The organism is Gimesia panareensis (genome assembly GCF_007748155.1).
In the GTDB taxonomy this organism is placed as follows: Bacteria; Planctomycetota; Planctomycetia; order Planctomycetales; family Planctomycetaceae; genus Gimesia; species Gimesia panareensis.
The window spans coordinates 1,181,492-1,202,810 of the sequence record NZ_CP037421.1 but is presented as its reverse complement, the minus strand read 5'-3'; the positions used below and the strand labels follow the sequence as shown (position 1 = coordinate 1,202,810).

The window sequence follows — 21,319 nt, the reverse complement described above, 5'->3', positions numbered from 1 at the left end:
ATATGTCTACGACTCAACAATCCTATATTGCCGTTGAAGAATCCAAAACTGCCGCCCGGCCCATCAGCCTGGCACGGCTCGCAGATTACCTGGAACTGACGAAGCCCCGCATTTCGACAATGGCACTGATTTCCGTGGCCCTGGGTTACACCCTGGGCAGCGCCCACTCCTGGTCGCTGCTCCCCCTGGTGCATGCCCTGCTCGGCATCGGCCTGGTCGCCGTCGGCTGTAACTCGCTGAATCAGCTGCTGGAAATCAAAAGCGACAAGCTGATGCCCCGCACCACCGGTCGCCCGCTCCCCTCGGGCCGCCTTTCGGTCTCCGAGGTCCTTGTGTTCGGGATCCTCTGTGCCCTGGCAGGGATCTTCTACCTCGCACTGATGGTCAACCTGCTGACGGCGTTCCTGTCGATGCTGACGCTGGTGCTCTACGTTGTCGTTTACACGCCGCTCAAACGCTGCACTTCGTTCTGCACCACCATCGGTGCCATCCCCGGTGCCATGCCACCGATCCTGGGCTGGACCGCAGCCGGCGGAACTCTGAATACCGCTTCCTTTTCCATTTTCGCGATCATGTTCCTCTGGCAGTTCCCGCACTTCCTGGCGATTGCCTGGCTGTATCGCCACCAGTATCACCAGGCCGGACTCAAAATGCTGCCCGCCGCTGATCCCGCACCGCGGATGATTGGCTGGATGTGCGTGATCTACGCCACACTGTTGATTCCCGTCAGCCTGCTTCCCCAGTACGTCTCACTGGCCGGCAGCGTTTACTCTGCCGTCGCGCTCGTGCTGGGAATTGCTTACCTGATCTTCTCGGTCCGTTTCCTGAAGGACGAAACCCGCCAGACCGCCCGGGAGCTGATCTGGTGCTCGCTGATTTATCTCCCCGTGCTGCTGATCACCCTCACCTGGGATCGCCTGCAACTGTTTAACTGAGACACCCGGCATCCCCGTCGATTGAAGACTACGACTGTTTAACTGCCTGCGAAGCAAAGTGAAAGACGACAATGAGTCACGAAAGTAATTCGCCACAATATCGCATGGGACTTCCCATTCCACATTCCAAACTGGGCATGTGGCTCTTTCTGGCAACCGAGATCATGTTCTTTTCCGCCTTCATCGGAGCCTACATCGTGCTGCGTGCCGGTTCCCCCGGCTGGCCCACCGATGCCGACGTGACCCACCTGCGGATCTGGGCCGGCGGACTGAATACGTTCGTCCTGATCCTCTCCAGCTACTTCGTCGTGATGTCACTGGAAGGCATGAAGGTCAAAGACTTTGCCAAAGCCCGTAAATATCTGCTGCTGGTCTTCCTGCTCGGCTGCGTCTTCCTGGGGATCAAGTCCTATGAATACGCGGGCAAATTCAAATACGACATTCTGCCCGGTCACATTCCGGAAACCCCGCAGATGGCGATCGACAAATCGATGCGGGAGCTGAAACAGGTCGTCGACAACCAGGCGATCGCCCTCTCCGGCATCAAAGACCCGGCTAAGAGTGAACCCACCGAAGACGCAGAATCAGTCGAAGAGGCCGGCGTCTCCGACGAAAAAACCGAGGCCATCGTCCCCCCCGTCGAAGAGCTGCGGAAACAGCTGCAGACGGACCTCACCGCCGAGGACACTCCCGAAGCCCGCAAAAAAGAACTGCAGGCCTACTTCGATCTCGAAGCCAAATACCGCGCCTTAAACGCGCAGGCACTGGAAGAATCGATCACCGTTCCCCAGATGAACCAGGAACTGGACGCCCTGCGAAAGAATCCCGAGTACGGCGCCCTGCTCGCCCCCGTGCATCACCTGCAACCCATTATTTACGGCAACCTGTTCGCCTCCGTCTACTTCCTGCTGACCGGCTTTCACGCACTGCATGTCATCATCGGCATGATCCTGTTCGCGATTGTCCTCATCCAGGGGAAACGGCTCTGCGAAAAGTGGCATGACTATGTCGAAAACATCGGCCTCTACTGGCACTTCGTCGACCTGGTCTGGATCTTCCTGTTCCCGTTGATTTACATCGTTTAGTGACAAAGCGATCGCATACTATATTGGAAAGACTGAAGTAAGATGTCGAACGAGCCCGCCCATCCCGCCTACACCAAATATACCAGCATCTTCTACGCCCTCTGCTTCTGCACCATCCTCTCGATCGTGTTCGATATTCTCGATCTGAGAGAAAAAAACGTGGTCGGCATTAAAGGAGTCGTCCTGCTGGCCTTCCTGGTGCTGGCCGTCGCCTGTGCCAAAGCCCTGTTCGTATTGATTTACTTCATGCACCTCAAGTTCGAGGGCAAATGGAAGTACGTCCTGCTCAGCCCGACGATCATCCTGGCCATGGGGCTGACCATCGCGATGACCCCCGATATCGGCATTCATTACTACACGAATGAAGCCCCCCAGATTGATTACCTGAAACAGGCGCAGCAGACCTCCGCGGAAGCGGCGCCCGACCAGCCCGAAAAGAGTCATGTTGAGTAACACGCCCCTGCAGGAAACCGCCCGCGCGTCCCGGATCGTGGTTCAGAACATCTCACACCGCTACGGGCAGCGGCTCGCCCTGAATCAACTCAGTTTCGAAGTCCGCACCGGTGAAATCTTCGGTCTGCTGGGACCCAACGGCGGTGGAAAAACCACACTGTTTCGCCTGCTCTCCACCCTGCTCCCGCTGCAGGACGGTTCCGCGGAAATTGCCGACCTCGACCTGGCCACTCAGCCGCAGGAAATCCGGAACCTCATCGGCGTGACCTTTCAGTCACCCAGCCTGGACGGCAAACTCACCGTGCTGGAAAACCTCAAACACCAGGCACACCTGTACGGCATCTCCGGTGCATTGATGCGGGAACGCATCGAAACCGTGCTGGCCCACCTGGGTCTGACCGACCGTAAAGGCGACCTTGCCGAATCCCTCTCCGGCGGACTCAAACGCCGCGTCGAAATCGCCAAGGGACTACTGCATTCACCTCGCGTGCTCCTGCTCGATGAACCGAGCACCGGCCTCGATCCCGGCGCGCGGCACGACCTCTGGAAATATCTCAAACAGCTGCAGACCGAAAACGGCGTTACCATCCTGATCACCACTCACCTGATGGAAGAAGCAGAACACTGTGACCGATTGGGAATCCTGAACCGGGGCGAACTCGTCACCTGCGGCACGCCCGATGAACTCCGCGCCTCGGTCGGCGGCGACTGCCTCACCATTCAGGCCGAGCATCCCGACGTACTGCAGACGCTGATCACGGACAAGTTCGGCGTCACCCCCCAGCGAATCAACGGCAGCCTCCGCCTGGAACATTCACGCGGACACGAATTTCTGAAGGACCTCATCGACGCCTTTCCCGAACAGGTCACCTCAGTCTCGCTGGGGAAACCAACACTGGAAGACGTCTTCATCCATGAAACCGGTCACCAGTTCTGGCAGGCGGAGGAGTCAGCATGAATCAGAGTACGCCCACCGCCCACAAACCAGCGTTCCTGCTGCCGATCCTGACGCTCGCCCACCGCGAAGTTGTCCGCTTCGTCCGACAACGCACCCGCGTCATTGGCGCCCTGATCCAGCCGATTCTGTTCTGGATCCTGTTTGGTGCCGGTTTACGGGGCTCCTTCCAGGCGCCCGCCTGGGCACCCGCCGGTATGACCTACCAGGAGTACTTCTTCCCCGGTGTGGCCGTCATGATTTTGATGTTCACCGCGATCTTCTCCACGATTTCAATCATCGAAGATCGCAAGGAAGGCTTTCTGCAGGGAGTGCTCGTCGCCCCGGTTCCCCGCTCCTCGATTGTGCTCGGCAAACTGCTGGGCGGCACGATTCTGGCCGTTTTACAAGCTGTCCTGTTCATTTTTCTGGGTCCACTGCTGAAACTGGTCGGACTGGCCCCCGACTTTGAAACAGGCGTCACCCTCGCCAGTCTGATCCCCCTGATCCTGTTCCTGTTTCTGCTCGGCTTCAGCCTGACCGCGCTGGGCTATCTCATCGCCTGGCCGATGGAATCGACACAGGGCTTTCACGCCATCATGTCCGTCTTCCTGATGCCGATGTGGCTGCTCTCAGGCTCGTTCTTTCCCGCAGGTGATTCCGGCTGGCTCTTGTGGATCATTCGCGGCAATCCGTTAACCTACGGCGTCACCGGACTCCGGCGGATTCTCTCCTCCGATGTCACGCTTCCGACGGCTCCCGGCAATCCCTCGATGATGGTCTGCCTGACCGTCACCGCGGTCGTGTGTATAATTTATGTAGTACTTGCCATCTGGATGACCGGGCAGCGGGCCACCCGTAATGCCCGTTAAACACAAACGACGATCAAACAAGATTTGAAGTAGCAATATGACCCAAACCGAACCCAAACCACCCCGCCGCATTCCCCTCATCCTGACCATCTCGCTCTGGATACTCGTCGCCGTCAGTGCGTTCGCCACCTGGCAGCTGAAAAAGCAGAGTGACCTGGCACTCGAACAGAGCAAAGCCGAACATGCGGCCCGGCTCGAAGCAGAGCAGAAAGCGTTCGAAGCGGAACAGAAAAAAACGGAAGAGACCGAAGAGGTCAGCATCAAGGGACCGGTCTGGCCCAAAGAAGGCATCGAAGATTTCTCACTGACCGAGCGCAGCGGTAAAACCATCACGAAGAAAGACCTGCTGGGCAAACCCTGGGTCGCCTGCTTCGTCTTCACCCGCTGCGCTGGACCCTGCCCCCGCGTGTCCGGCCAGTTCTATCAGCTGCAGAAAGACCTGAAGGACCTCGACTTCCGCCTGGTGACGATCACCGTCGATCCCAAGCACGACACCCCCGAAGTCCTCTCGCAGTATGCCGAACTGATGGGCGCCGATCCCCAGAAGTGGCTCTTCCTGACCGGCGATCAGAAAGATATCTTCCACCTGATCGAAAAAAGTTTCCTGATGCCCGTGCAGGAAAATGTCGGCCCCGCCCGCAAGCCCGGCTTTGAAGTCATCCACACTACCAACGTGATGCTCGTTGATCCCAAAGGGCGGGTGCTCGGAAAATTCAACGCCGTCGACGACGCCCAGATGGCTGAGCTCCGCCGCGAAGTCCGCAAGCTCGTCAAAGGCGAAGCGAAAGACGACAAGCAAGCAGACACCAAAGACAAAGCAACATCGAAACCCAAGGCGAAAACAGATCAGAAAACAGACGCTCCCGCCAAAGACGAACAGAAACCGGCTGCCAAACCGCCGGCCAAGGCAGGCATGATCTCCCTGAACACACTGCTGCTGCCGCTGCTGTTGATGCAGTCCGAGACCGAATCAGAGCCGGCTGCGGATGCGGAACCGGTGGACGTCGCAACAGAAACGGAAGAGACCGTCATCGAAACAGAAGCACCGGCTCAGGCTCCCGACTGGGTCCTGCAGCTCCCCGCGATCAATGCCGGGCTGAACGGGCTGGCCACGGTCCTGCTGATGGTGGGCTACGGGTTCATTCGCAAGGGGGAGCAGGAAAAACACAAGAAAACGATGCTGACCGCGTTCGGCACCTCCGTTCTGTTTCTGGTCTTTTATCTCGTCTACCACTTTGCTTTGCAGAGCTATACCGGCGATGCGTCACGCAAGTTTCAGGGAGAAGGCCTGATCCGCCCCGTCTACTATTTCATTCTGATCACGCATGTCGTGCTGGCGGCAGCAGTTCCGGTCCTGGCCTGGATCACCATCCGCCGCGGACTCAAACAGCAATGGGAAGCCCACCGGCGGATCGCCAAAATCACCTTTCCGATCTGGCTCTATGTCTCCATCACCGGTGTCGTGATTTATCTCATGCTCTACCATCTGCCCGGAGCATCATGAGCAGACCTGAAAACAATTGGCACAGCCCCTGCGTTCTGTTATCCTTTAAGTGTATTCGCGATATCCGTTAACCGAGTCTGATTACCATGTGCAAACGATTTCGATTCATCCGATCCTGTTTACTGGCGACCGCCCTGCTCGGTCTGTTCTCCAGCCCGGCACTGATCCGTCCGGCTGCCGCCTGCCCGATGTGTAAACAGCTCAATGAGACCGACGATCGCAAACCGCGGGCCTACATGTACAGCATCGCTTTCATGCTGACCATGCCCGCCATGATCTTCACCGGCTTCGGCTTCGCCTTCTATAAAATGAACCGCCGGGAACAGAACGCAATCCACGAATACGAAAACAACCGGAACCCGCAGCAACCTGCCGCAGATCCCGGTTCGAATTCGGAAATGGATTCAGATCAGTCGCGCGACTAGTTCAGTCGCTGGCGACGAGGTGTATTCCAGACCGTCGCTGCGGATGGTGCAGGACGGAACGCCCCTCTCGCTGAAGTGGACCCTGATGGGGAATCATCATAGGCGGTGGTCGCCGGTGTCGCATTCAGAGAAGGAATTGTCTGCCAGCTGGAGTTGGCATTGGTCTGCAGCTGAGGCACCTGCAACATGGCAGGACTCGGAGGCAGAGCCGGTCCAACGCTGGCTGTGCTCGCATAAGAGGTAGTCGCACCCGTTCCCCAGGAAACGGCTGGCTGTGCAGCGACCGTCGGTGCCAGTGTCGGGTAAGCGCCCAGGTCCAGTGATGTGGAAGACATCGGAGTCGGTGTCGGCACAGTCATCGGAGTCGGTGACGGCGTGGATGGTGTCGAAGGGATAATGGTCGGCGAAGGACTGATCATCGAAGGCAGTCCGTTGTTCATGCAGTCGGTGCAGGTTGACTGGGGTGCCATCACCGGAACCCGTTTGCGGACCTGGTAAGGCTGACGGACGTAGGTCGTTTCCCGGCGATAGCAGGTCTGAGGAATCTGTTTGGTGACCATTTTAGGAACCCAGACGCGCTGCCAGCAACCTTCATCCACAGTCACCTGGCGATAAGTCGTGACAGGTACATTCCGTGTCTGAGGGACCATCCGGTATTCGGTGCAGATAATATCCTGGTAACAGATCCGCGGCGGAGGCGGTGTGCAGACGCCCGGGCAACAGGAGGTTACCGGTGCACAACGACGGAAATAACGCCGGGCCAGTTTTTTACAACGATGCCCACAACGTCCGTGCTGCGGATAATAACAACTGTTACAACCACGGTTAAACAGTCTGCGAAACAGATGCGCGTCCGCGTTGTTGGTATCGGAAAAGATCAGAAACAGTGATGCGACAACAATGACATTTCGAATCCAGGGGGACATCGAAAAACTCCTTTTTTGACTAAGTGTGCTGAAAGGCACTCCTTGATTTCGTTCCCGTTTCAGTCATTCTGAAACACGGGTTCCCCGGATGAGGTTCCCGAACGAATTACCCACCGTTCTCTTTTATCGGCATAATCGTTAAAGTCGCTTTATTTTAAATTTCCCGAATTCCAAAATTCATTCACTCCCGGTACCGGTGACATTTCCCCCCATTTTTGAGAAGATAGGGAGACTGGCATCAGGCAGCACCCGCCCTGACTGCACCTAACATCATTCTATCTATACACTTACCACATCAGAAAGCACCCAAAGGAAACCTCATGGCAGACACACAACTGGCTCACATGGTCTATTTCACTCTCAATGACGGCTCTCCGGAAGCCATCCAGACCATGGTGGACGCCTGCCACAAATATCTGAAAGATCATCCCGGCGTCGTCTACTTTTCCGCCGGCCAGCGCGGCCCCGAATTCCAGCGGGAGGTCAACGACCAGGAATTTCACGTCGCCCTGAACGTGGTTTTCGACACGAAAGAATCCCACGACGTCTACCAGACCGCGCCGGAGCATCTGCAGTTCATCGAAGAGAACAAAGCGTCCTGGGCCAAGGTCCGCGTGTTCGACAGCTACGTCACCGGCTGATCACAGCCGCCCGACTCAGTTACAGCAGGGGAACCACCAGCGGCGTCTGGTATTCCGGATGGGGCACGACTTTGACCCGGGTCTGATAGACCTCGCTCAAACGCGTTTCCGTCAACACCTCCGCCGCGGTTCCCAACGCAGCGATCTCTCCTCCGGCCAGCAGCACAATCTGGTCGGCGAAACAGCTGGCCAGGTTCAGATCATGAATCGTGAGCAGCACCGTCAATTGCCGCTCATGTGCCAGATCGCGAATCAGTGACAGGATCTCGACCTGATATTTCAGATCGAGTCCCGTCGTCGGTTCATCCAGGCAGAGCACCTTCGTCTGTTGGACCAGCGCGCGGGCAATCAGGGTCCGTCGCCATTCCCCGCCGGAGATCTCCGTAATCTTCTTCCCCCGCAGTTCTGTCAATCCGGTCTGCGCCAGTGCCGTTTCCACGTGTGCCGTATCCTCTTCACCAAACGGCTGCACCCAGCCCCGGTGAGCCGAGCGTCCCAGCTGCACGGTCTCTTCAATCGTCATCGGCCATTGAGGCACCTCCAGCTGTGGTGCCAATGCCAGTTTTTGAGCCATCTCCCGCCGCGAGAGTCGCTGCACATCCTGGCCTTCCACCAGGATCGTACCCTGCTGCACCGCGATCAACTGAAACAGCGCGCGGAGCAGCGTGGTCTTCCCCGAACCATTGGGGCCCAGCAACACCAGCACCCTGCTCGGCTCCACTGCCAGTGATACTTCTTGCAGTACACGCTGGTTCGGATAACCGCAGGTCACATTCTCCAGTTCAATTTCGTGCATGGGAGACCTTTCACATTGTCTGTCGGCCGCGGCTGATCAGCAGGAATAGAAAAAACGGGCAGCCCATCAAGGCCGTCACCACCCCCACCGGGATCTCCGTCGGTGCAATCACGGTCCGTGCCAGCGTGTCGGCAATCACCAGTAGAATCGCCCCCAGCAGCGCACTCCCCGGGATCAGCAGTCCGTGTCGCGGGCCCAGTAGAATCCGTGTCATGTGCGGTGCCATCAGTCCCAGGAATCCGATCACCCCCGACACCGACACACAGGCCGCCGTGCACAACGTGGCCGCCGCTAAAATCAACAACCGCACCTTGCCACTGGGCAGCCCCAGCGACATCGCTGTCTCATCCCCGAACGACAACAGGTCCAGCGGCCGCGACAACATCCACAACAGACCGCCGCTCACCAGGATCACCGGACCGGCAATCGCAATTTCATTCCAGTGCCTGCCGGAAAAACTTCCCAGCAGCCAGTTGAAAATTGTATTCAGCATCTCATGATTCAAAAACATGATCAGCGACACCAGGGCGCCGGTAAAACTGCTGAGCGCCATCCCCGCCAGGATTAACGTCAACAGCGGCGCACTCCGTCCCAGGTTACTGAGTGCCGCGATCACAAATACAGCCCCGACAATCAACATCGCACCGCCAAAGGCAGCCAGGATCAGCCAGGGCACCTGCCCGGTGCTCGTGATGACCGTCACACTTCCCGCCAGGCAAAGCAGAGCCAGTGTCGCTCCCAGGGCGGCACCGCTCGAAGCGCCAATCACGAACGGATCGGCCAGTGGGTTCCGAAACACTCCCTGAAACGCAGCTCCCGCAACCGCCAGTCCGGCACCGACGCAGGCCGCCAGTACCACCCGCGGCAGTCGGATCTGCCACAGAATCGTCTCGATCTGCGCGCCGGCTGCGGCGCCTGTCAATCCCTGCCAGATTTCGGACAGCGATAACTGCACCGCACCAAAATGAATTCCCACCAGCAGCGCCAGCAGCAGCCCTCCCAGGAACGGGAGTATTCGCCAGACAGCAAAACGGGGTTGCGTGGGTCTCACCTGCAGAATTCACTCTCAAGCTTAAGGGTTGGGAAATGCCTCAGGGTACAACGCCTGTGCCAGTTTTTGAAGTCCCTGCACCACCCGCGGACCGGGCCGGGAAATCACATCGTCTTCAATCAGATACACGCGTCCCTCTTTCACCGCCGCCAGATCGGACCACCCCGGACGCTGACGCAGTTTCTCAAGCACCTGCTGCGCGTCCGCGGGCCCCTCTTTCATTCGCGGCATGACGATTACTTCCGGGTTCCGCAGGATCAGAGTCTCTTCACTCACCTGGGGATACGCAGGTTCCACATCCGCAAACACATTCTCTCCCCCGGCCAGCGTGATCAACTCGCCAATAAACGAATGCGGGCCGGCCGTCATCAACGGCTGATCCCAGACCCGGTAAAAGACGCGCGGCCGCTGCTCTTTCTGAAACGGTTTGATCTGTTTCTGTAACTGGGCGATCTCCTGGTTCAACCGGTCGATTAACGCTTTCCCCTGTTGAGAATGCCCGGTCGCCTGCCCGATCCCCAGCATCGCTTTTTCAATATCTGCTACCGACTGCGACTCCAGTGCCAGCACCGGAATCTTCAAGGTCTCCAGTTGGGCTGCCAGTTGACGGTGATAATCCCCGCCCGTCACAATCAGGTCCGGCTGCAGTGCCACCAGCGTTTCCAGACTGATGCTGCCCGGGTTCGCCAGTGCAATCTGTTTCAGTTCCTTTGTCTCCGAAGGATAGTTACACAGCGACGTGCAGCCCACCATCTGTGCGCCCGCCCCCAGCGCAAACAGCGTCTCCGTATGCGACGGAAGCAGCGAAATAATCCGCCGTGGCTGTTTCGCCAGCGTGACATCGCGCCCCTGGTAATCTTTCACCGTGACCGGGAACGACTTCGTCTCCGCGACCACGTCGACTTCCGCCTCTTCCGGAGCAACCGGCAGCTCGGACGCAGGTGCCTTCGCCGCCTGCTCTGCCTGCGCTGCAACAGAAGCGTCCTCCTGCGAACCACAGCCCGCAGACCAGGCCAGCGTCAGTAACAGCAGGATCAGTTTCAATTCGAATCCATGTTTCATATCAGTGTTGGTTTCCATTTCTTCCCGCGGGGATCGGTCCCCACCTGCCCTCTATCGTAGATCAGCCCGGAATGTCCGACAACGAACATTCCGTTGCTGACTACGTTTTCATTCATCTTTTCCTGTGAATCACACGTTCAGACGCGCGACAGCCACCGGGCCCGCAGCTGCTGGGCTGCCGTGACCATGTTCTCCAGCGAGGGCCGCACTTCCTCCCATTTGCGGGTTTTGAGCCCGCAATCCGGATTCACCCACAACTGGCGGGGCAGCAATACTTCGAGGGCTTTCTCCAGCAGATACTCAATCGACTCCACCGTCGGCACCCGGGGCGAATGAATGTCATACACGCCGGGTCCGATTTCATTCGGATAATGATACTGCACGAACGCATCCAGCAGTTCCATGTTGCTCCGCGACGTCTCAATCGAAATCACATCCGCGTCCAGGGCCCCGATCGCTTCGATGATATCGTTGAATTCCGAATAGCACATGTGCGTGTGGATCTGCGTCTCGTCTTCCACGCCTGCCGAGGCCACCCGGAAACAGTCCACCGCCCACTGCAGATACGCGTCCCAGTCGGACTTCCGTAGCGGCAGGCCTTCACGGATCGCCGGCTCATCGATCTGAATCACCCGGATGCCGCTCGCTTCCAGATCGAGCACTTCATCCCGGATCGCCAGTCCGATCTGCTGGCAGGTCACGCTCCGGGGCTGATCGTCTCTCACAAACGACCATTGCAGAATCGTCACCGGCCCGGTGAGCATCCCCTTCATCAGCTTCCCGGTACAGGACTGCGCATAAGCAGTCCACTTCACCGTCATCGGTTCCCTGCGCTGCACATCGCCAAAGATCACGGGGGGTTTCACACACCGCGAGCCATAACTCTGCACCCAGCCATGCTGCGTCGCAATGAAACCTTCCAGTTGTTCGCCGAAGTACTCAACCATGTCGTTCCGCTCCGCTTCGCCATGCACGAGCACATCCAGGCCGATCTCTTCCTGGCAGCGAATATCACTGGCAATGCAGTGCTTGAGAAATTCTTCGTACGCCGCTTCCTTCAGTTCCCCTTTCTTAAACGCGGCCCGCGCCTTGCGGATCTCATCGGTCTGCGGAAACGAACCGATGGTCGTCGTCGGAAACAGGGGCAACTGCAGTTCGTGCGTCTGGATCGTCTGTCGCTGCTGGTAAGGAGACTGCCGTCGCAGCATTTCTTCCGTCACGCCGGCACAGCGTTCCTTCACCTCCGTACGATGCACGCGCTCCGAATTCCGCCGGGCTGCCATCTTCTCATCGTACCAGGCCAGTTCCGCAGCCACTGATTTCCGTCCGCCATTGATGGCTCGCGTGATCAGGTTGATCTCCTCCAGCTTCTGCTGGGCATACGCCAGCCACTGGCGAATTTCCGGATCCAGCGCCGACTCCAGCGACAGATCGACGGGCGTGTGCAGCAGCGAACAGGATGGCCCGATCAGCACGCGATCTGTTCCCAGCCGTTCCACGACGGTTTCCACCAGCGAAATCGAGCGGCTGACATCGTTCTTCCAGATGTTCCGCCCGTCGACGACTCCCAGCGAAAGCGAAAGCTCTTCCGGCAGTTGGGCCAGCACCTCTTCCAACTGTTCCGGTGCCCGCACCAGATCGATGTGCAGCGCATCGACCGGCAGCGATACCGCGGTCGACAGGTTCTCTTTCAGATCACCAAAATAGGTCGCCAGAACAATTTTGAGCTGATTCCCGTTGATCGACAGCCGATCGTAGGCCCGTTGAAAAGCCGCCTGATGGGACTCCGTCAGATCGAGCACCAGGCAGGGTTCGTCAATCTGCACCCACTCCGCCCCGGCTGCCGCCAGCTCCGCAAGCACCTCTGCATACACGGGCGGCAGTGCATCGAGCAGGCTTAAAGGATCGATATCCGCCTCCCAGGTCTTCCCCAACAGCAGAAACGAGACCGGCCCCAGCAGCACCGGACGCGTCTCGATCCCCAAGGCTTTCGCTTCCAGGTACTCCTCGATCGGCTTCCGCGAAGCGAGCTGGAACTGCTGGTCCACTTCAAACTCGGGGACCAGGTAATGGTAGTTCGTGTCGAACCATTTGGTCATCTCCAGTGCCGCGACGCCTTCCGTTGAGGCGGTGACCGACTGCCCCCCTTTCCCGCCCCGCGCCATCGCGAAGTAGGTCGCCAGGTCAACTTCATCGCCCGACCAGTCAAACCGCCGCGGAATCGCACCGACCAGCGCCGCGGTATCCAGGACCTGGTCGTAAAGAGAAAAATCGTTGGAGGGAATGTGCGCGATCCCCGCCTGCTGCTGTCGTTTCCAGTTGGTTTCACGCAGTTCGCGACAGACATTGTGTAATTCCGCTTCTGATATTTTTCCGGACCAGAATTTTTCAACGGCCCGTTTCAGTTCACGCTGCGCGCCGATACGGGGAAATCCAAGATTCGTAGCAATAGCCATCTGCTGGCTCCTTTCAAAGTGTTTTGATATTCATTGTGTGGGTAAGAGTTCTGCCACCGCGCGTACCGGGAGCGCACGTGACTTCGGTGCGTACCGGCAGCGGCGACGTGTCTGCGAATTTTTGCAAGGAGCGCGCACCCTACGCGCAGACCTTCCCTGAGTTCACAGACCGTGAAAAACAAAAAGCGATCGAGACCAGACTAAGCGCGCTGATCTTTGACGGAGCACTGCAGACAGGAACCGCGCCGGCACGTTTACCGGCGCAACTTCAAGGCGCGCAGGCAGAAACCGAACAGGGATCTGACGGGACTCACAGCCGTTGCCACTTATTACAGGCGTTACCACTCGCGCAGGATCGAACACACAATCAAACGCGAGGGAGGCGCACACAACTCGCAGTGCGCGCAACAGCAGTGCCAGTCTTAGACCAGGCGCATGTCAGACTCGGCATCATCTGCGTCTCCAACCCGTCTGTATTCGGGCGAGACATACAGTCGGTCACACCAGTGGACGCGCTGCATGTAAAGAGTCATAGCTGTTTTCCTGTGAAAACGAAACAAAAGCAGGAAGTGAAACGACGCAACAGGCGTTTCATCAATTCCAACGGACAGCGAGCTTAACACGCGCTCACAGATTCGTCAACTTGAAAATCAGTCAAAACGATCAGTCAGTGAGATGATGGAATCTGACATGATGACACGCGAAACAGAAACTGGTTCCAGTCCAGTTAGTACTGTCTCAAACAGTCGCTACGATGTTCTGTGTATTGCTCGATCAATTATATGAACCACGAAAGGCACGAAATACACGAAAATTTTCCGATTCGCAGTTTATTTAATTTGGTGTTATATTTTAAAAATCCCTCTCCTTTACTATCGAACCAATTTGATTTCAACACCGAAGAGGGGGTAGGCCCGAATGTAATTCGGGCCGAGCGCAGCGAGCGGGAAACTGACAGTGAGGTCTCACGTTTTCAGAGCACAATTCCGCTGCGGACCAATGTCGAATCGGTTACTGCTTTCTCGATTGCCAGAGTGCTCTGACAGTTTCCTGTTGTCTCCGACAACCCCGAATTGCATTCGGGGGCACCCGGCGAGGGTGGTGGCGAAGTACCTGCTACATTTTCACGCAGTTCATTCCTTCCAGTGTACTTCGCAACTCGTCTTCAGTGCTGTCAAATTGCTTTGCCACTGTGGGAGCATATCCAACAGAAGCGGTTGTGATGTCCAGCGACGCCGCCACGACATTTGCCCAGATACGAAGAGTTCCTGGCCAATCGACAAGTTCGATTTCTTTCCGATGTTGAGCCGGATGCAATATCGTGAAACACGGCCATTTGGGAAACACGATCGATTCAGCATTACAATCCATAAATCGACAACCATCCAGAATCGCCTTTGAGAAATCGCAATCTTCAATCGCACCGTTCGGATTCTGCTCGGCCCAGTGACCGAAATCATTGCCAACATACCAACCGGCGAACGTGCAGCCTCTCAGTTTGGCTGCGCACCACATCTGGAAGTTCGTCAGCTTCTTTTTGGCTTCAATGTGACAATCGCTTATGCGAACATCTGTGATAGTCAGTGCATTTGCATTTGTCCTCAAGATGATTTGACATCGATTGAGAACCAGACTGGGGCCAAGATAATGCTGCTCCTTGTCGTCCAAAACAAGCTCTGTGTCTTCAATGGTGTCTTGCTGCAATTGATTCATAATGATTCCGTCTAAAAGGTTATCATGCGGAACAGGAGGTCAGACATTCGCTTCGCATGAAGGTCCATGTTGTTTTTTGTACCAGAAAGGATGTCGTAACTGAGATTAAAAGGGGGAGGTCTCTTTTTAAGAGTCCTCCCCCTTTTCTCTTTAAAGACCTGTCAATTTTCTTAAAAAATATATTCGAGCAATATCAGAGTATACAAAGCATAATTGCACACCGCCTGTAACAGGAAAATCACGACTCCCCAAAAGGGTCTCCATTTTCGATAAAGGATTGGCTTATAATAAAAGCAAGAAATAAATAAGATCACAGCAGCGATTAAAAATAAGAGATGAAGCAAAACAATAAGCGTCATTGCGGGCACAGTTGCTGATCCCACATAGAAGAATTTATAGTTGAATAATTTTCTGCTAGCTAAATCTAAGAGAATGCTTACGACAAAAGATAACCAAAAGATGGAATATGCTATCTTTGTGTTGTTTTGATACAGTTTCATCGATCACTATCCTTAGAGCCCTGCCAGGCCCCCTAAAAAGGGTCCGCCCGAATGCAATTCGGGCCGAGCGCAGCGAGCAGGAAACTGACAGTGAGGCCTCATGTTTTCAGAGCACAATTCCGTTGCGGACCAAAGTCGAAGCGGTTTCTGCTTTCTCAATTGCCAGAGTGCTCTGACAGTTTCCTGTTGTCTCCGACAACCCCGAATTACATTCGGGGATACCCGGGGATCTGACATCATGACACACAAAGCAGCTCATAAGTTCCAGATGTTATCTACCTGCATTCATTTAGTACAGCCCGATGATTTCATCAAATATTTCCACAACTGAAGTTCCATAACTCGCGGCCGCCTCTCTTAAAGACCTGTTATCTTTATGCCTGGAATTCGGGTCTGCTCCCAGTTCAAGCATGGCTTTTGTGGTTTCCAGGGTAATTGGTTTACGGACTTGTATATGACAATCGATATCAGAATCCAATGCCTGGAAAATCGGCGGATAGTGACAATCGGCATGTGTATGGAGTAAATACTGATCAACTTCCCAAAGCCCCTTGATCAGTCGGACGTCTCTTTTCTTGCAGGCAAGATGCATTAGTGACCACCCCATTGGAGAAAATGATTGATGTAAATCGCCCCCTTCCTTGAGGAACTGTCTGACTTTGTCGAAGAAATCAGAATAAAATTTCTCAGGATTGTCCGTGTAGATCGTCCAGGCAAGATTTCCAAAGTCGTCATACTTGTCACGGGCACACATGGCCTCAATCAACTCATCAAAATTCATTGGGTTACTTTTCATGAGTGGTCATTAAAGTGGTCAGGTCTCTTTCTTAAGAGTCCTGCCCCCTTTGAATGTTCTTTTTCTGTCACGACAGGCGTCAACTGAGCAGCCTTGTCGCCCGATACGAGAACTGTGCCGCCTGGCAATAGCGTCTGTCATTCACTCTTTATCCATGGCAGTACGATTCTGGTGGGGTATTTGCTGCCGAAATAAATGGTCTGGTCGGCGATCTTCAGTTCTGCGTCGGCGTTTTGATTTGCTGCCGTGTTGTGATTGCGATCGTAATTCGGGAAGTCCGAACTTGTGATATCCAGGCGAATCCTGTGACCGGGCAGAAATGCATTCGACGTGGGGTTCATGCGGATCGTGTATTTCACTACCGAGTCCGGTTGAATCAGACTCGGCTGATCGAGTCCCTCGCGATACCTGGCCCGAACCACCCCCATCGACACATCGCGTGCCAGTCCGTCCGGGTGCACATCGATCAATCGAACAATGAAATCAGTATCGGGTGCAGACGATGCGGCGTACAACTCCACAGTGGGATTTCCTGTCACTTCAATGCGCTCAGCCAGGGGATCCGTTTGATAAACCAGAATATCCTGACGTTTGGCTAAAGGCCGCTGGTCCGTAGGAATTTGAAATAATCGTTCCCCATGCAGTGAAGGCACCGGGTTAGCGGGATCGTAGCGATAAGTGTCAGTGCCCTGTTGCGACGGTAAATCGACCGCCAGCTTCCCATCGCCGGCGGGAGTGTTCGCTCCGTCAGCGCTGCCGAGATAGAGGACCTTGTCCTGGGCCCGCTGCAGGGGCCAATCGGGCTCGTCACGCCATGCGTTGTCTCCCATGACAAAGATGCGATATGAAGAGGTCTTATCGATGCCGTTCTGCTTTCCCTTCAGCCAATAATCAAACCAGCGTATCTGGTAATCCGTCATATCAAAGACGGCCTGTGGGCCAAAATCGATGTTCCCGTAGCGGCGGCGGCCCAGACCTGCGTGAGACCAGGGGCCGACGATCGTGCGCGAGCCATTGCGTGCAACCTTACTACCCCCCTCCGACCTGATGGCACGATCCAGCATCAGGTCTCCGTTGCAATGGTCCCACCAGCCAATGATATTTAAATTCGGGACCGTGATTTCATTCACGGCTTTGTGTAGCTTCCAGGGATCTGTATGAGGATTCTTCAGCCAGTCACGGACAGGCTTGATTTCATCCTCGAAGACTTCTTGCGGCAAATCCAGGTAGGGGAGGAAATTCAGCCAGTGCTCGGACTTCCCAGAAGTCCACTCTTTTTGTGCTGCAGCGCGCGCGTGAGTGCCTTCCCGTTCCGCACGACGGCGCATGTCCGGCGACATGGAGACGGACCACCAATGGAGCCGACGCCCGGGTCGGATCGTGCCCGGACCTTCCAGATCGGTATAGCGCGCCGGAATACTATAGGCGCACATGGCGACCAGTGAGGGTGGCCTCAATGGGGCTAATCGCCATTGCAGGAAGGCATTGTAGGACCCTCCAAACGTGCCGACTTTTCCGTTGGAACCTTCCAGCTTTGCCGCCCATTCGACCGTATCGTACCCGTCTTCCGCATCATGCGTTTTGAAACGTACAAATGACTCCCACTCCCCATCCGAATCGTATCGTCCACGCGCATCCTGGGACACGACGATATAACCCGCTTTGACATAGCGATCCATTCGACTCGACTTTCCGTAGGGTGTACGCATTACTAAAACGGGGTAAGGGCCGCCACGATCGGGCCGGAAAACGTTTGCTCTCAGGATGACTCCGTCGCGCATCGGCACGGCAACGTTTTCCTTTACTTCAACCTTGATCGATTCAGTATCCGACGCTGAAAGGATTTCGGTTGGGATGATTGCTGAAAACAAAGTTAAACAAGATGCGATGGATAATCGAATTCGCCTTGAGGGCATGGTGCTTGCTCCTGTAACGCTCCAGATAGTTGGACGTGAAATCTATTGAGAACGCTGTCATGACTAAAAAGATGTTATGCTAATTTCTTCATCTTTTTTTAAGAGTCCTGTCTTTTTTTAAGAGTCCTGAACTCTTTTTTTCTCTACCTATTCGAAAGTAGAAAAAGCAGTTAAATAATCTGGTCCAATTCTAACAAACCCAGCCAATCAGTCACTCCGTATACGACCGCAGCAGACCACAGGCGGGGCAGCGGTAGGTTGTGATCTTTCTCGTTCCGGATTGATCCACATGAACCGTCTTAGTTCTATTCTTCACCTTCATCCCGAAAAAGGTGTCGCCCGCGCTTTCAGGATCGCCTGGATGCCACACCGTTTGCAGGGCTCCCAGGAACATATTATCCGGGATAAATCCTTTTTCCATCTCTTTTTCGCAGTCAGGGCAATGCGGTGTTGTGCTCATTAGAATCTCCAGTAAGTCATGTTTTAAACAGGCCGATCGCAGTTTAACGCAGGATGGACGCATTTGGATCACCAAAATTTCAGGTTGGGGGAGAGCGCGTGCGTCCGCCGCTGATTCCAGGGTTGGGTCGCTGATATCAAACCGGTGGCCAGGTAGCGTTTCTTAATTCGGATGGTCTATACCAAAGTCGTTTCAACCGGGGCTAACGCCCTGCGGCTAATTTTGCTTTTCTGCTGTTGAAGTCCTGAAAACAAAAGTAACAGCATACCCCCGGCCACGGTGAATACTTACATAGCTAACGCTAACGACCTCATGATCACGCTGAAAACTATTAAATAAACGCTACCTGGCGCCATTCCGCTCATTTTGGTGAGTGGTTCTTGAAGACTGTGGGCACGACGCGATGGTGCCGCCCTGCTGCATGGTGCGGGGTATTCAGATTGGTGCGTACGTGCGATTGGATAAAACAGGAGTGGTTACAGGGAATCGTACGCGGAAGCTGCGACCTCCTGCTCGCTGTGCTCGGCCCGGATTACATCCGGGCTTACCCCTTCATTGTATCCTGGGGAGCATTGGTGACAGCACTGTCGGGCAAGCCGAGCAGTGGCACCCTGTTTTGGTGGTGTTTCTGATAAATGGAAATCGAACTTTTTCCGATTGCCCGCTAATGATGCATTGTTCTTCGCCAGGCGGGCCGACACATGGGTCGGCCCCTACTTTTTCTGTTATGCGAGACTGGTGGGCAGGGCTCTTATTTAATGAGTTCTGTTCCCTGTACTGTCTCTCCGGGCGAAAATCATGACGCGTCCCGGGCACACTTTGAGACTCGATGACTATTCTTGATAAAACGACTGCGGGGGTTTGAATTTTGAGTCGAGTTGAAATTCGAATGTCGATTCAGGCGATTTGACGGTGGCTGCCTGGACGATCGAATGGGGCTTGAACAGGTTATAGGCAGGGGGAATCTGTTCTTTCATCCCGACACCACCTTGTGGGGAATCGGGAGGGATCGGAGACCCGTCCGGTTGCGTGAGCTTTGAGAAGGTCACGCCGTACTCCCCGGGAGGGCACCCCGGATTCGAATGAAAGTCAGTCAAAGTAAACTTGCCTGCTTCATCGGTCAGGCCAAATGCTCCGTTTCCTTTCGTTCCGCCAGTAGGATGAAATTCCACCATTGCACCGACGAGCGGTTTACCATCCATCGTCACGGATCCCGAAACAGGAATCATATCAATGCCGGGACCGGAATCCGAACCACCGCAACCGGAAAGAGCAGCAAACATCATCGCGAAAGGAATCACGAATCCTCGAGTTAATTTCATTTTAAGCGTCGTATCAGAGCAGGCACTCATGTCGTTCCACCAGAGAAAAAAAGCAGGCTTGATTAAGAAAAAAAGAGTCCGCCGCTCACGGGTTTCCTCATCCGTGAGCGTGGAACATACCGGAAAACAAATTCCCAGATCAGAACTCACCGAGCACCTGTCCGTCTCTGATTCTGGAGAGGCCGGTGCGGATACTGGCATCGGTGTTCTCGCTGATAAAACGCACAGCGCCATCCGCGAGCAGGATCATACAACCTCCGACATGGGAACTTCCGGGCATACTGTAAGATCCCAGTACGCCCGGCCGTTCCGTCATTGGAGGAGTCCAGGAGCAACAGAGCCAGTAGTTGATTCCGCGGCTGTGGGCCAGGTTGACGCCATTTCCCGCGTAGACGCTACAGCCCCAGTAGTTACCTGTTCCATCCCGCACCTGACGGGTCGTTTCGCACACCATGACGGTATTACTGGTGCCATCCTTGATCTTCGAAATATCGGAATCGGAATTCTCGCCGAAGAGAGCTCTCGTGGTTCTTCCTTCATTTCCCCACAACGCCCAGGGGCCTGTGCCGGAGCTGACACTGAACCCGTAGTTGGTCATGGCACTTCCTGAGACACCACAGCCATAGTAGGGAGTCGTTGAATTGTAGGTCTGATTGTTATCATCACTCGGACAATTGAAAACGGCGAGGACTTTTTTTGTCAGTTGCATATTCGCGGTAATGTCAGCAGACGCCCCCATCACTGTTCCCGAACTGTTCGAAGACCACCCACTGAACGTACTGTTGCGTTGGGCGGCGCTGAAGTTGAACTGATTGTAGAGAGCAGTCTGTTCCAGATAGGGCAGCAGCAGCGTCCAGCCTGATTGATTCAGGATCGGATCTCCGGACTGCTTCCAGACCATGGCATTGTTGGCACTCGAGTAAGGAAACTTGGAGTGAGCGTCGTGATAATTGTGCAGCGCCAGACCAAGCTGCTTCATATTATTCTTGCAGGTAGAGCGGCGTGCTGCTTCACGTGCCTGCTGAACCGCGGGCAGGAGCAGGGCGATCAGAATGGCAATGATGGCGATTACAACCAGGAGTTCGATTAAAGTAAATCCGCTTCTTAGTTTGCGTAGTGGGTTCATGGAGTACCTCTTCTTTTGAAAGGAATGATCATGAAGGAGGGAAAAAATTGTGTACTCAGATCGTGTGAAGTCATTGCAAAGAGACTAGTTGTTCTGAGTAATCGGGCGCAGATACCAGGTAGGAGTTTATCAGGGGACGACTCTAATATTAATAAACCTTAATATAAATATGAACTTATGTCTCTGCAACAGTTAGTTTTGGTCGACATGCAGTTTATCAAAAATATTCCAGTCTTTTTTTGCATAGTCTAAAAAGGGGTTGTTCATTCACCTCTGGTGCGGGGTGTGTAGATTGGTGCGTCTGTGCGGTTGGATAAAATGGGAGTGCCCAATTTTATAACCTGCA

General features: G+C 55.0%; 20 protein-coding genes. 9 read left to right on the top strand and 11 right to left on the bottom strand.

The window, feature by feature from the left end; translation table 11 throughout:
* Positions 1–2: 2 nt before the first annotated feature.
* The 7 genes from cyoE (at position 3) to Enr10x_RS04600 (ending at position 6,208) form a co-directional block, all read left to right on the top strand.
* A complete protein-coding gene (gene cyoE / locus Enr10x_RS04630; protein ID WP_145448281.1) occupies positions 3–935 on the top strand; it encodes a heme o synthase in 933 nt (310 codons plus the stop codon).
* Positions 936–1,006: 71 nt separating this feature from the next.
* Positions 1,007–2,020: a cytochrome c oxidase subunit 3 gene (locus Enr10x_RS04625; protein WP_232093231.1), complete on the top strand. Its 1,014-nt coding sequence runs from the start codon at positions 1,007–1,009 to the stop codon at positions 2,018–2,020.
* Positions 2,021–2,062: 42 nt separating this feature from the next.
* Entirely contained in the window at positions 2,063–2,473 is a 411-nt protein-coding gene (locus Enr10x_RS04620) for a cytochrome C oxidase subunit IV family protein (RefSeq protein ID WP_145448280.1), read from the top strand.
* Positions 2,463–3,431 (top strand): ABC transporter ATP-binding protein, encoded by a 969-nt coding sequence (locus Enr10x_RS04615; protein WP_145448279.1) that lies wholly within the window; start codon positions 2,463–2,465, stop codon positions 3,429–3,431. The genes Enr10x_RS04620 and Enr10x_RS04615 overlap by 11 nt, the downstream gene beginning before the upstream one ends.
* Positions 3,428–4,279 (top strand): ABC transporter permease, encoded by an 852-nt coding sequence (locus tag Enr10x_RS04610; RefSeq protein WP_145104450.1) that lies wholly within the window; start codon positions 3,428–3,430, stop codon positions 4,277–4,279. The genes Enr10x_RS04615 and Enr10x_RS04610 overlap by 4 nt, the downstream gene beginning before the upstream one ends.
* A gap of 37 nt (positions 4,280–4,316) precedes the next feature.
* Positions 4,317–5,783 (top strand): DUF420 domain-containing protein, encoded by a 1,467-nt coding sequence (locus Enr10x_RS04605; RefSeq protein WP_145104448.1) that lies wholly within the window; start codon positions 4,317–4,319, stop codon positions 5,781–5,783.
* 86 nt (positions 5,784–5,869) lie between these two features.
* On the top strand, positions 5,870–6,208 hold the full coding sequence (locus Enr10x_RS04600) for a hypothetical protein (protein ID WP_145104446.1): 339 nt from the start codon (positions 5,870–5,872) through the stop codon (positions 6,206–6,208).
* Here the strand turns inward: Enr10x_RS04600 and Enr10x_RS04595 are convergent.
* Positions 6,205–7,134: a hypothetical protein gene (locus Enr10x_RS04595; protein ID WP_145104444.1), complete on the bottom strand. Its 930-nt coding sequence runs from the start codon at positions 7,132–7,134 to the stop codon at positions 6,205–6,207. The two genes, Enr10x_RS04600 and Enr10x_RS04595, sit on opposite strands and share 4 nt — an antisense overlap.
* A gap of 320 nt (positions 7,135–7,454) precedes the next feature.
* Here Enr10x_RS04595 and Enr10x_RS04590 point away from each other — a divergent pair, with 320 nt between their 5' ends.
* Entirely contained in the window at positions 7,455–7,775 is a 321-nt protein-coding gene (locus tag Enr10x_RS04590; protein ID WP_145104442.1) for a Dabb family protein, read from the top strand.
* Between the two features lie 19 nt (positions 7,776–7,794).
* On the opposite strand, the gene Enr10x_RS04585 is transcribed toward Enr10x_RS04590, so the two are convergent.
* The 4 genes from Enr10x_RS04585 to metE form a co-directional block, all read right to left on the bottom strand.
* Positions 7,795–8,571 (bottom strand): ABC transporter ATP-binding protein, encoded by a 777-nt coding sequence (locus tag Enr10x_RS04585; RefSeq protein WP_145104440.1) that lies wholly within the window; start codon positions 8,569–8,571, stop codon positions 7,795–7,797.
* Between the two features lie 10 nt (positions 8,572–8,581).
* Complete coding sequence (locus tag Enr10x_RS04580; RefSeq protein ID WP_197995117.1) at positions 8,582–9,622, bottom strand: FecCD family ABC transporter permease; 1,041 nt, start codon at positions 9,620–9,622, stop codon at positions 8,582–8,584.
* Between the two features lie 21 nt (positions 9,623–9,643).
* The gene (locus Enr10x_RS04575) at positions 9,644–10,684 is read right to left on the bottom strand and encodes an ABC transporter substrate-binding protein (RefSeq protein ID WP_145456477.1); all 1,041 of its coding nucleotides are present in this window, start codon (positions 10,682–10,684) and stop codon (positions 9,644–9,646) included.
* Between the two features lie 137 nt (positions 10,685–10,821).
* Positions 10,822–13,140 (bottom strand): 5-methyltetrahydropteroyltriglutamate--homocysteine S-methyltransferase, encoded by a 2,319-nt coding sequence (gene metE, locus Enr10x_RS04570; RefSeq protein WP_145448278.1) that lies wholly within the window; start codon positions 13,138–13,140, stop codon positions 10,822–10,824.
* Positions 13,141–13,217: 77 nt separating this feature from the next.
* Between metE and Enr10x_RS04565 the strand changes: the two genes are divergently transcribed.
* Positions 13,218–13,760, top strand: coding sequence for a hypothetical protein (locus Enr10x_RS04565; protein WP_145104434.1), 543 nt, complete (start codon positions 13,218–13,220; stop codon positions 13,758–13,760).
* Between the two features lie 496 nt (positions 13,761–14,256).
* On the opposite strand, the gene Enr10x_RS04560 is transcribed toward Enr10x_RS04565, so the two are convergent.
* The 6 genes from Enr10x_RS04560 to Enr10x_RS04535 form a co-directional block, all read right to left on the bottom strand.
* Entirely contained in the window at positions 14,257–14,853 is a 597-nt protein-coding gene (locus Enr10x_RS04560; RefSeq protein WP_145104432.1) for a hypothetical protein, read from the bottom strand.
* 789 nt (positions 14,854–15,642) lie between these two features.
* Entirely contained in the window at positions 15,643–16,149 is a 507-nt protein-coding gene (locus Enr10x_RS04555) for a hypothetical protein (RefSeq protein WP_145448277.1), read from the bottom strand.
* A 137-nt stretch (positions 16,150–16,286) separates the two neighbouring features.
* On the bottom strand, positions 16,287–17,930 hold the full coding sequence (locus Enr10x_RS04550) for a CocE/NonD family hydrolase (RefSeq protein ID WP_232093423.1): 1,644 nt from the start codon (positions 17,928–17,930) through the stop codon (positions 16,287–16,289).
* Between the two features lie 346 nt (positions 17,931–18,276).
* Positions 18,277–18,525 carry a PF20097 family protein gene (locus tag Enr10x_RS04545; protein ID WP_145104426.1) on the bottom strand — a complete coding sequence of 83 codons (249 nt, stop codon included), beginning with the start codon at positions 18,523–18,525 and terminating at the stop codon, positions 18,277–18,279.
* A gap of 833 nt (positions 18,526–19,358) precedes the next feature.
* Positions 19,359–19,877 carry a carboxypeptidase-like regulatory domain-containing protein gene (locus Enr10x_RS04540; protein ID WP_145104424.1) on the bottom strand — a complete coding sequence of 173 codons (519 nt, stop codon included), beginning with the start codon at positions 19,875–19,877 and terminating at the stop codon, positions 19,359–19,361.
* Between the two features lie 109 nt (positions 19,878–19,986).
* On the bottom strand, positions 19,987–20,973 hold the full coding sequence (locus tag Enr10x_RS04535) for a DUF1559 domain-containing protein (RefSeq protein ID WP_145104422.1): 987 nt from the start codon (positions 20,971–20,973) through the stop codon (positions 19,987–19,989).
* Positions 20,974–21,319: the final 346 nt, after the last annotated feature.

Excerpts from the sequence above, each read along its gene's own strand:
- cyoE (WP_145448281.1), top strand. The coding sequence starts at position 3 with ATGTCTACGACTCAACAATCCTATATTGCCGTTGAAGAATCCAAAACT.
- Enr10x_RS04625 (WP_232093231.1), top strand. The coding sequence starts at position 1,007 with ATGAGTCACGAAAGTAATTCGCCACAATATCGCATGGGACTTCCCATT.
- Enr10x_RS04620 (WP_145448280.1), top strand. The coding sequence starts at position 2,063 with ATGTCGAACGAGCCCGCCCATCCCGCCTACACCAAATATACCAGCATC.
- Enr10x_RS04615 (WP_145448279.1), top strand. The coding sequence starts at position 2,463 with ATGTTGAGTAACACGCCCCTGCAGGAAACCGCCCGCGCGTCCCGGATC.
- Enr10x_RS04610 (WP_145104450.1), top strand. The coding sequence starts at position 3,428 with ATGAATCAGAGTACGCCCACCGCCCACAAACCAGCGTTCCTGCTGCCG.
- Enr10x_RS04605 (WP_145104448.1), top strand. The coding sequence starts at position 4,317 with ATGACCCAAACCGAACCCAAACCACCCCGCCGCATTCCCCTCATCCTG.
- Enr10x_RS04600 (WP_145104446.1), top strand. The coding sequence starts at position 5,870 with ATGTGCAAACGATTTCGATTCATCCGATCCTGTTTACTGGCGACCGCC.
- Enr10x_RS04595 (WP_145104444.1), bottom strand. The coding sequence starts at position 7,134 with ATGTCCCCCTGGATTCGAAATGTCATTGTTGTCGCATCACTGTTTCTG.
- Enr10x_RS04590 (WP_145104442.1), top strand. The coding sequence starts at position 7,455 with ATGGCAGACACACAACTGGCTCACATGGTCTATTTCACTCTCAATGAC.
- Enr10x_RS04585 (WP_145104440.1), bottom strand. The coding sequence starts at position 8,571 with ATGCACGAAATTGAACTGGAGAATGTGACCTGCGGTTATCCGAACCAG.
- Enr10x_RS04575 (WP_145456477.1), bottom strand. The coding sequence starts at position 10,684 with ATGAAACATGGATTCGAATTGAAACTGATCCTGCTGTTACTGACGCTG.
- metE (WP_145448278.1), bottom strand. The coding sequence starts at position 13,140 with ATGGCTATTGCTACGAATCTTGGATTTCCCCGTATCGGCGCGCAGCGT.
- Enr10x_RS04560 (WP_145104432.1), bottom strand. The coding sequence starts at position 14,853 with ATGAATCAATTGCAGCAAGACACCATTGAAGACACAGAGCTTGTTTTG.
- Enr10x_RS04555 (WP_145448277.1), bottom strand. The coding sequence starts at position 16,149 with ATGAAAAGTAACCCAATGAATTTTGATGAGTTGATTGAGGCCATGTGT.
- Enr10x_RS04550 (WP_232093423.1), bottom strand. The coding sequence starts at position 17,930 with ATGCGCGACGGAGTCATCCTGAGAGCAAACGTTTTCCGGCCCGATCGT.
- Enr10x_RS04545 (WP_145104426.1), bottom strand. The coding sequence starts at position 18,525 with ATGAGCACAACACCGCATTGCCCTGACTGCGAAAAAGAGATGGAAAAA.
- Enr10x_RS04540 (WP_145104424.1), bottom strand. The coding sequence starts at position 19,877 with ATGAGTGCCTGCTCTGATACGACGCTTAAAATGAAATTAACTCGAGGA.
- Enr10x_RS04535 (WP_145104422.1), bottom strand. The coding sequence starts at position 20,973 with ATGAACCCACTACGCAAACTAAGAAGCGGATTTACTTTAATCGAACTC.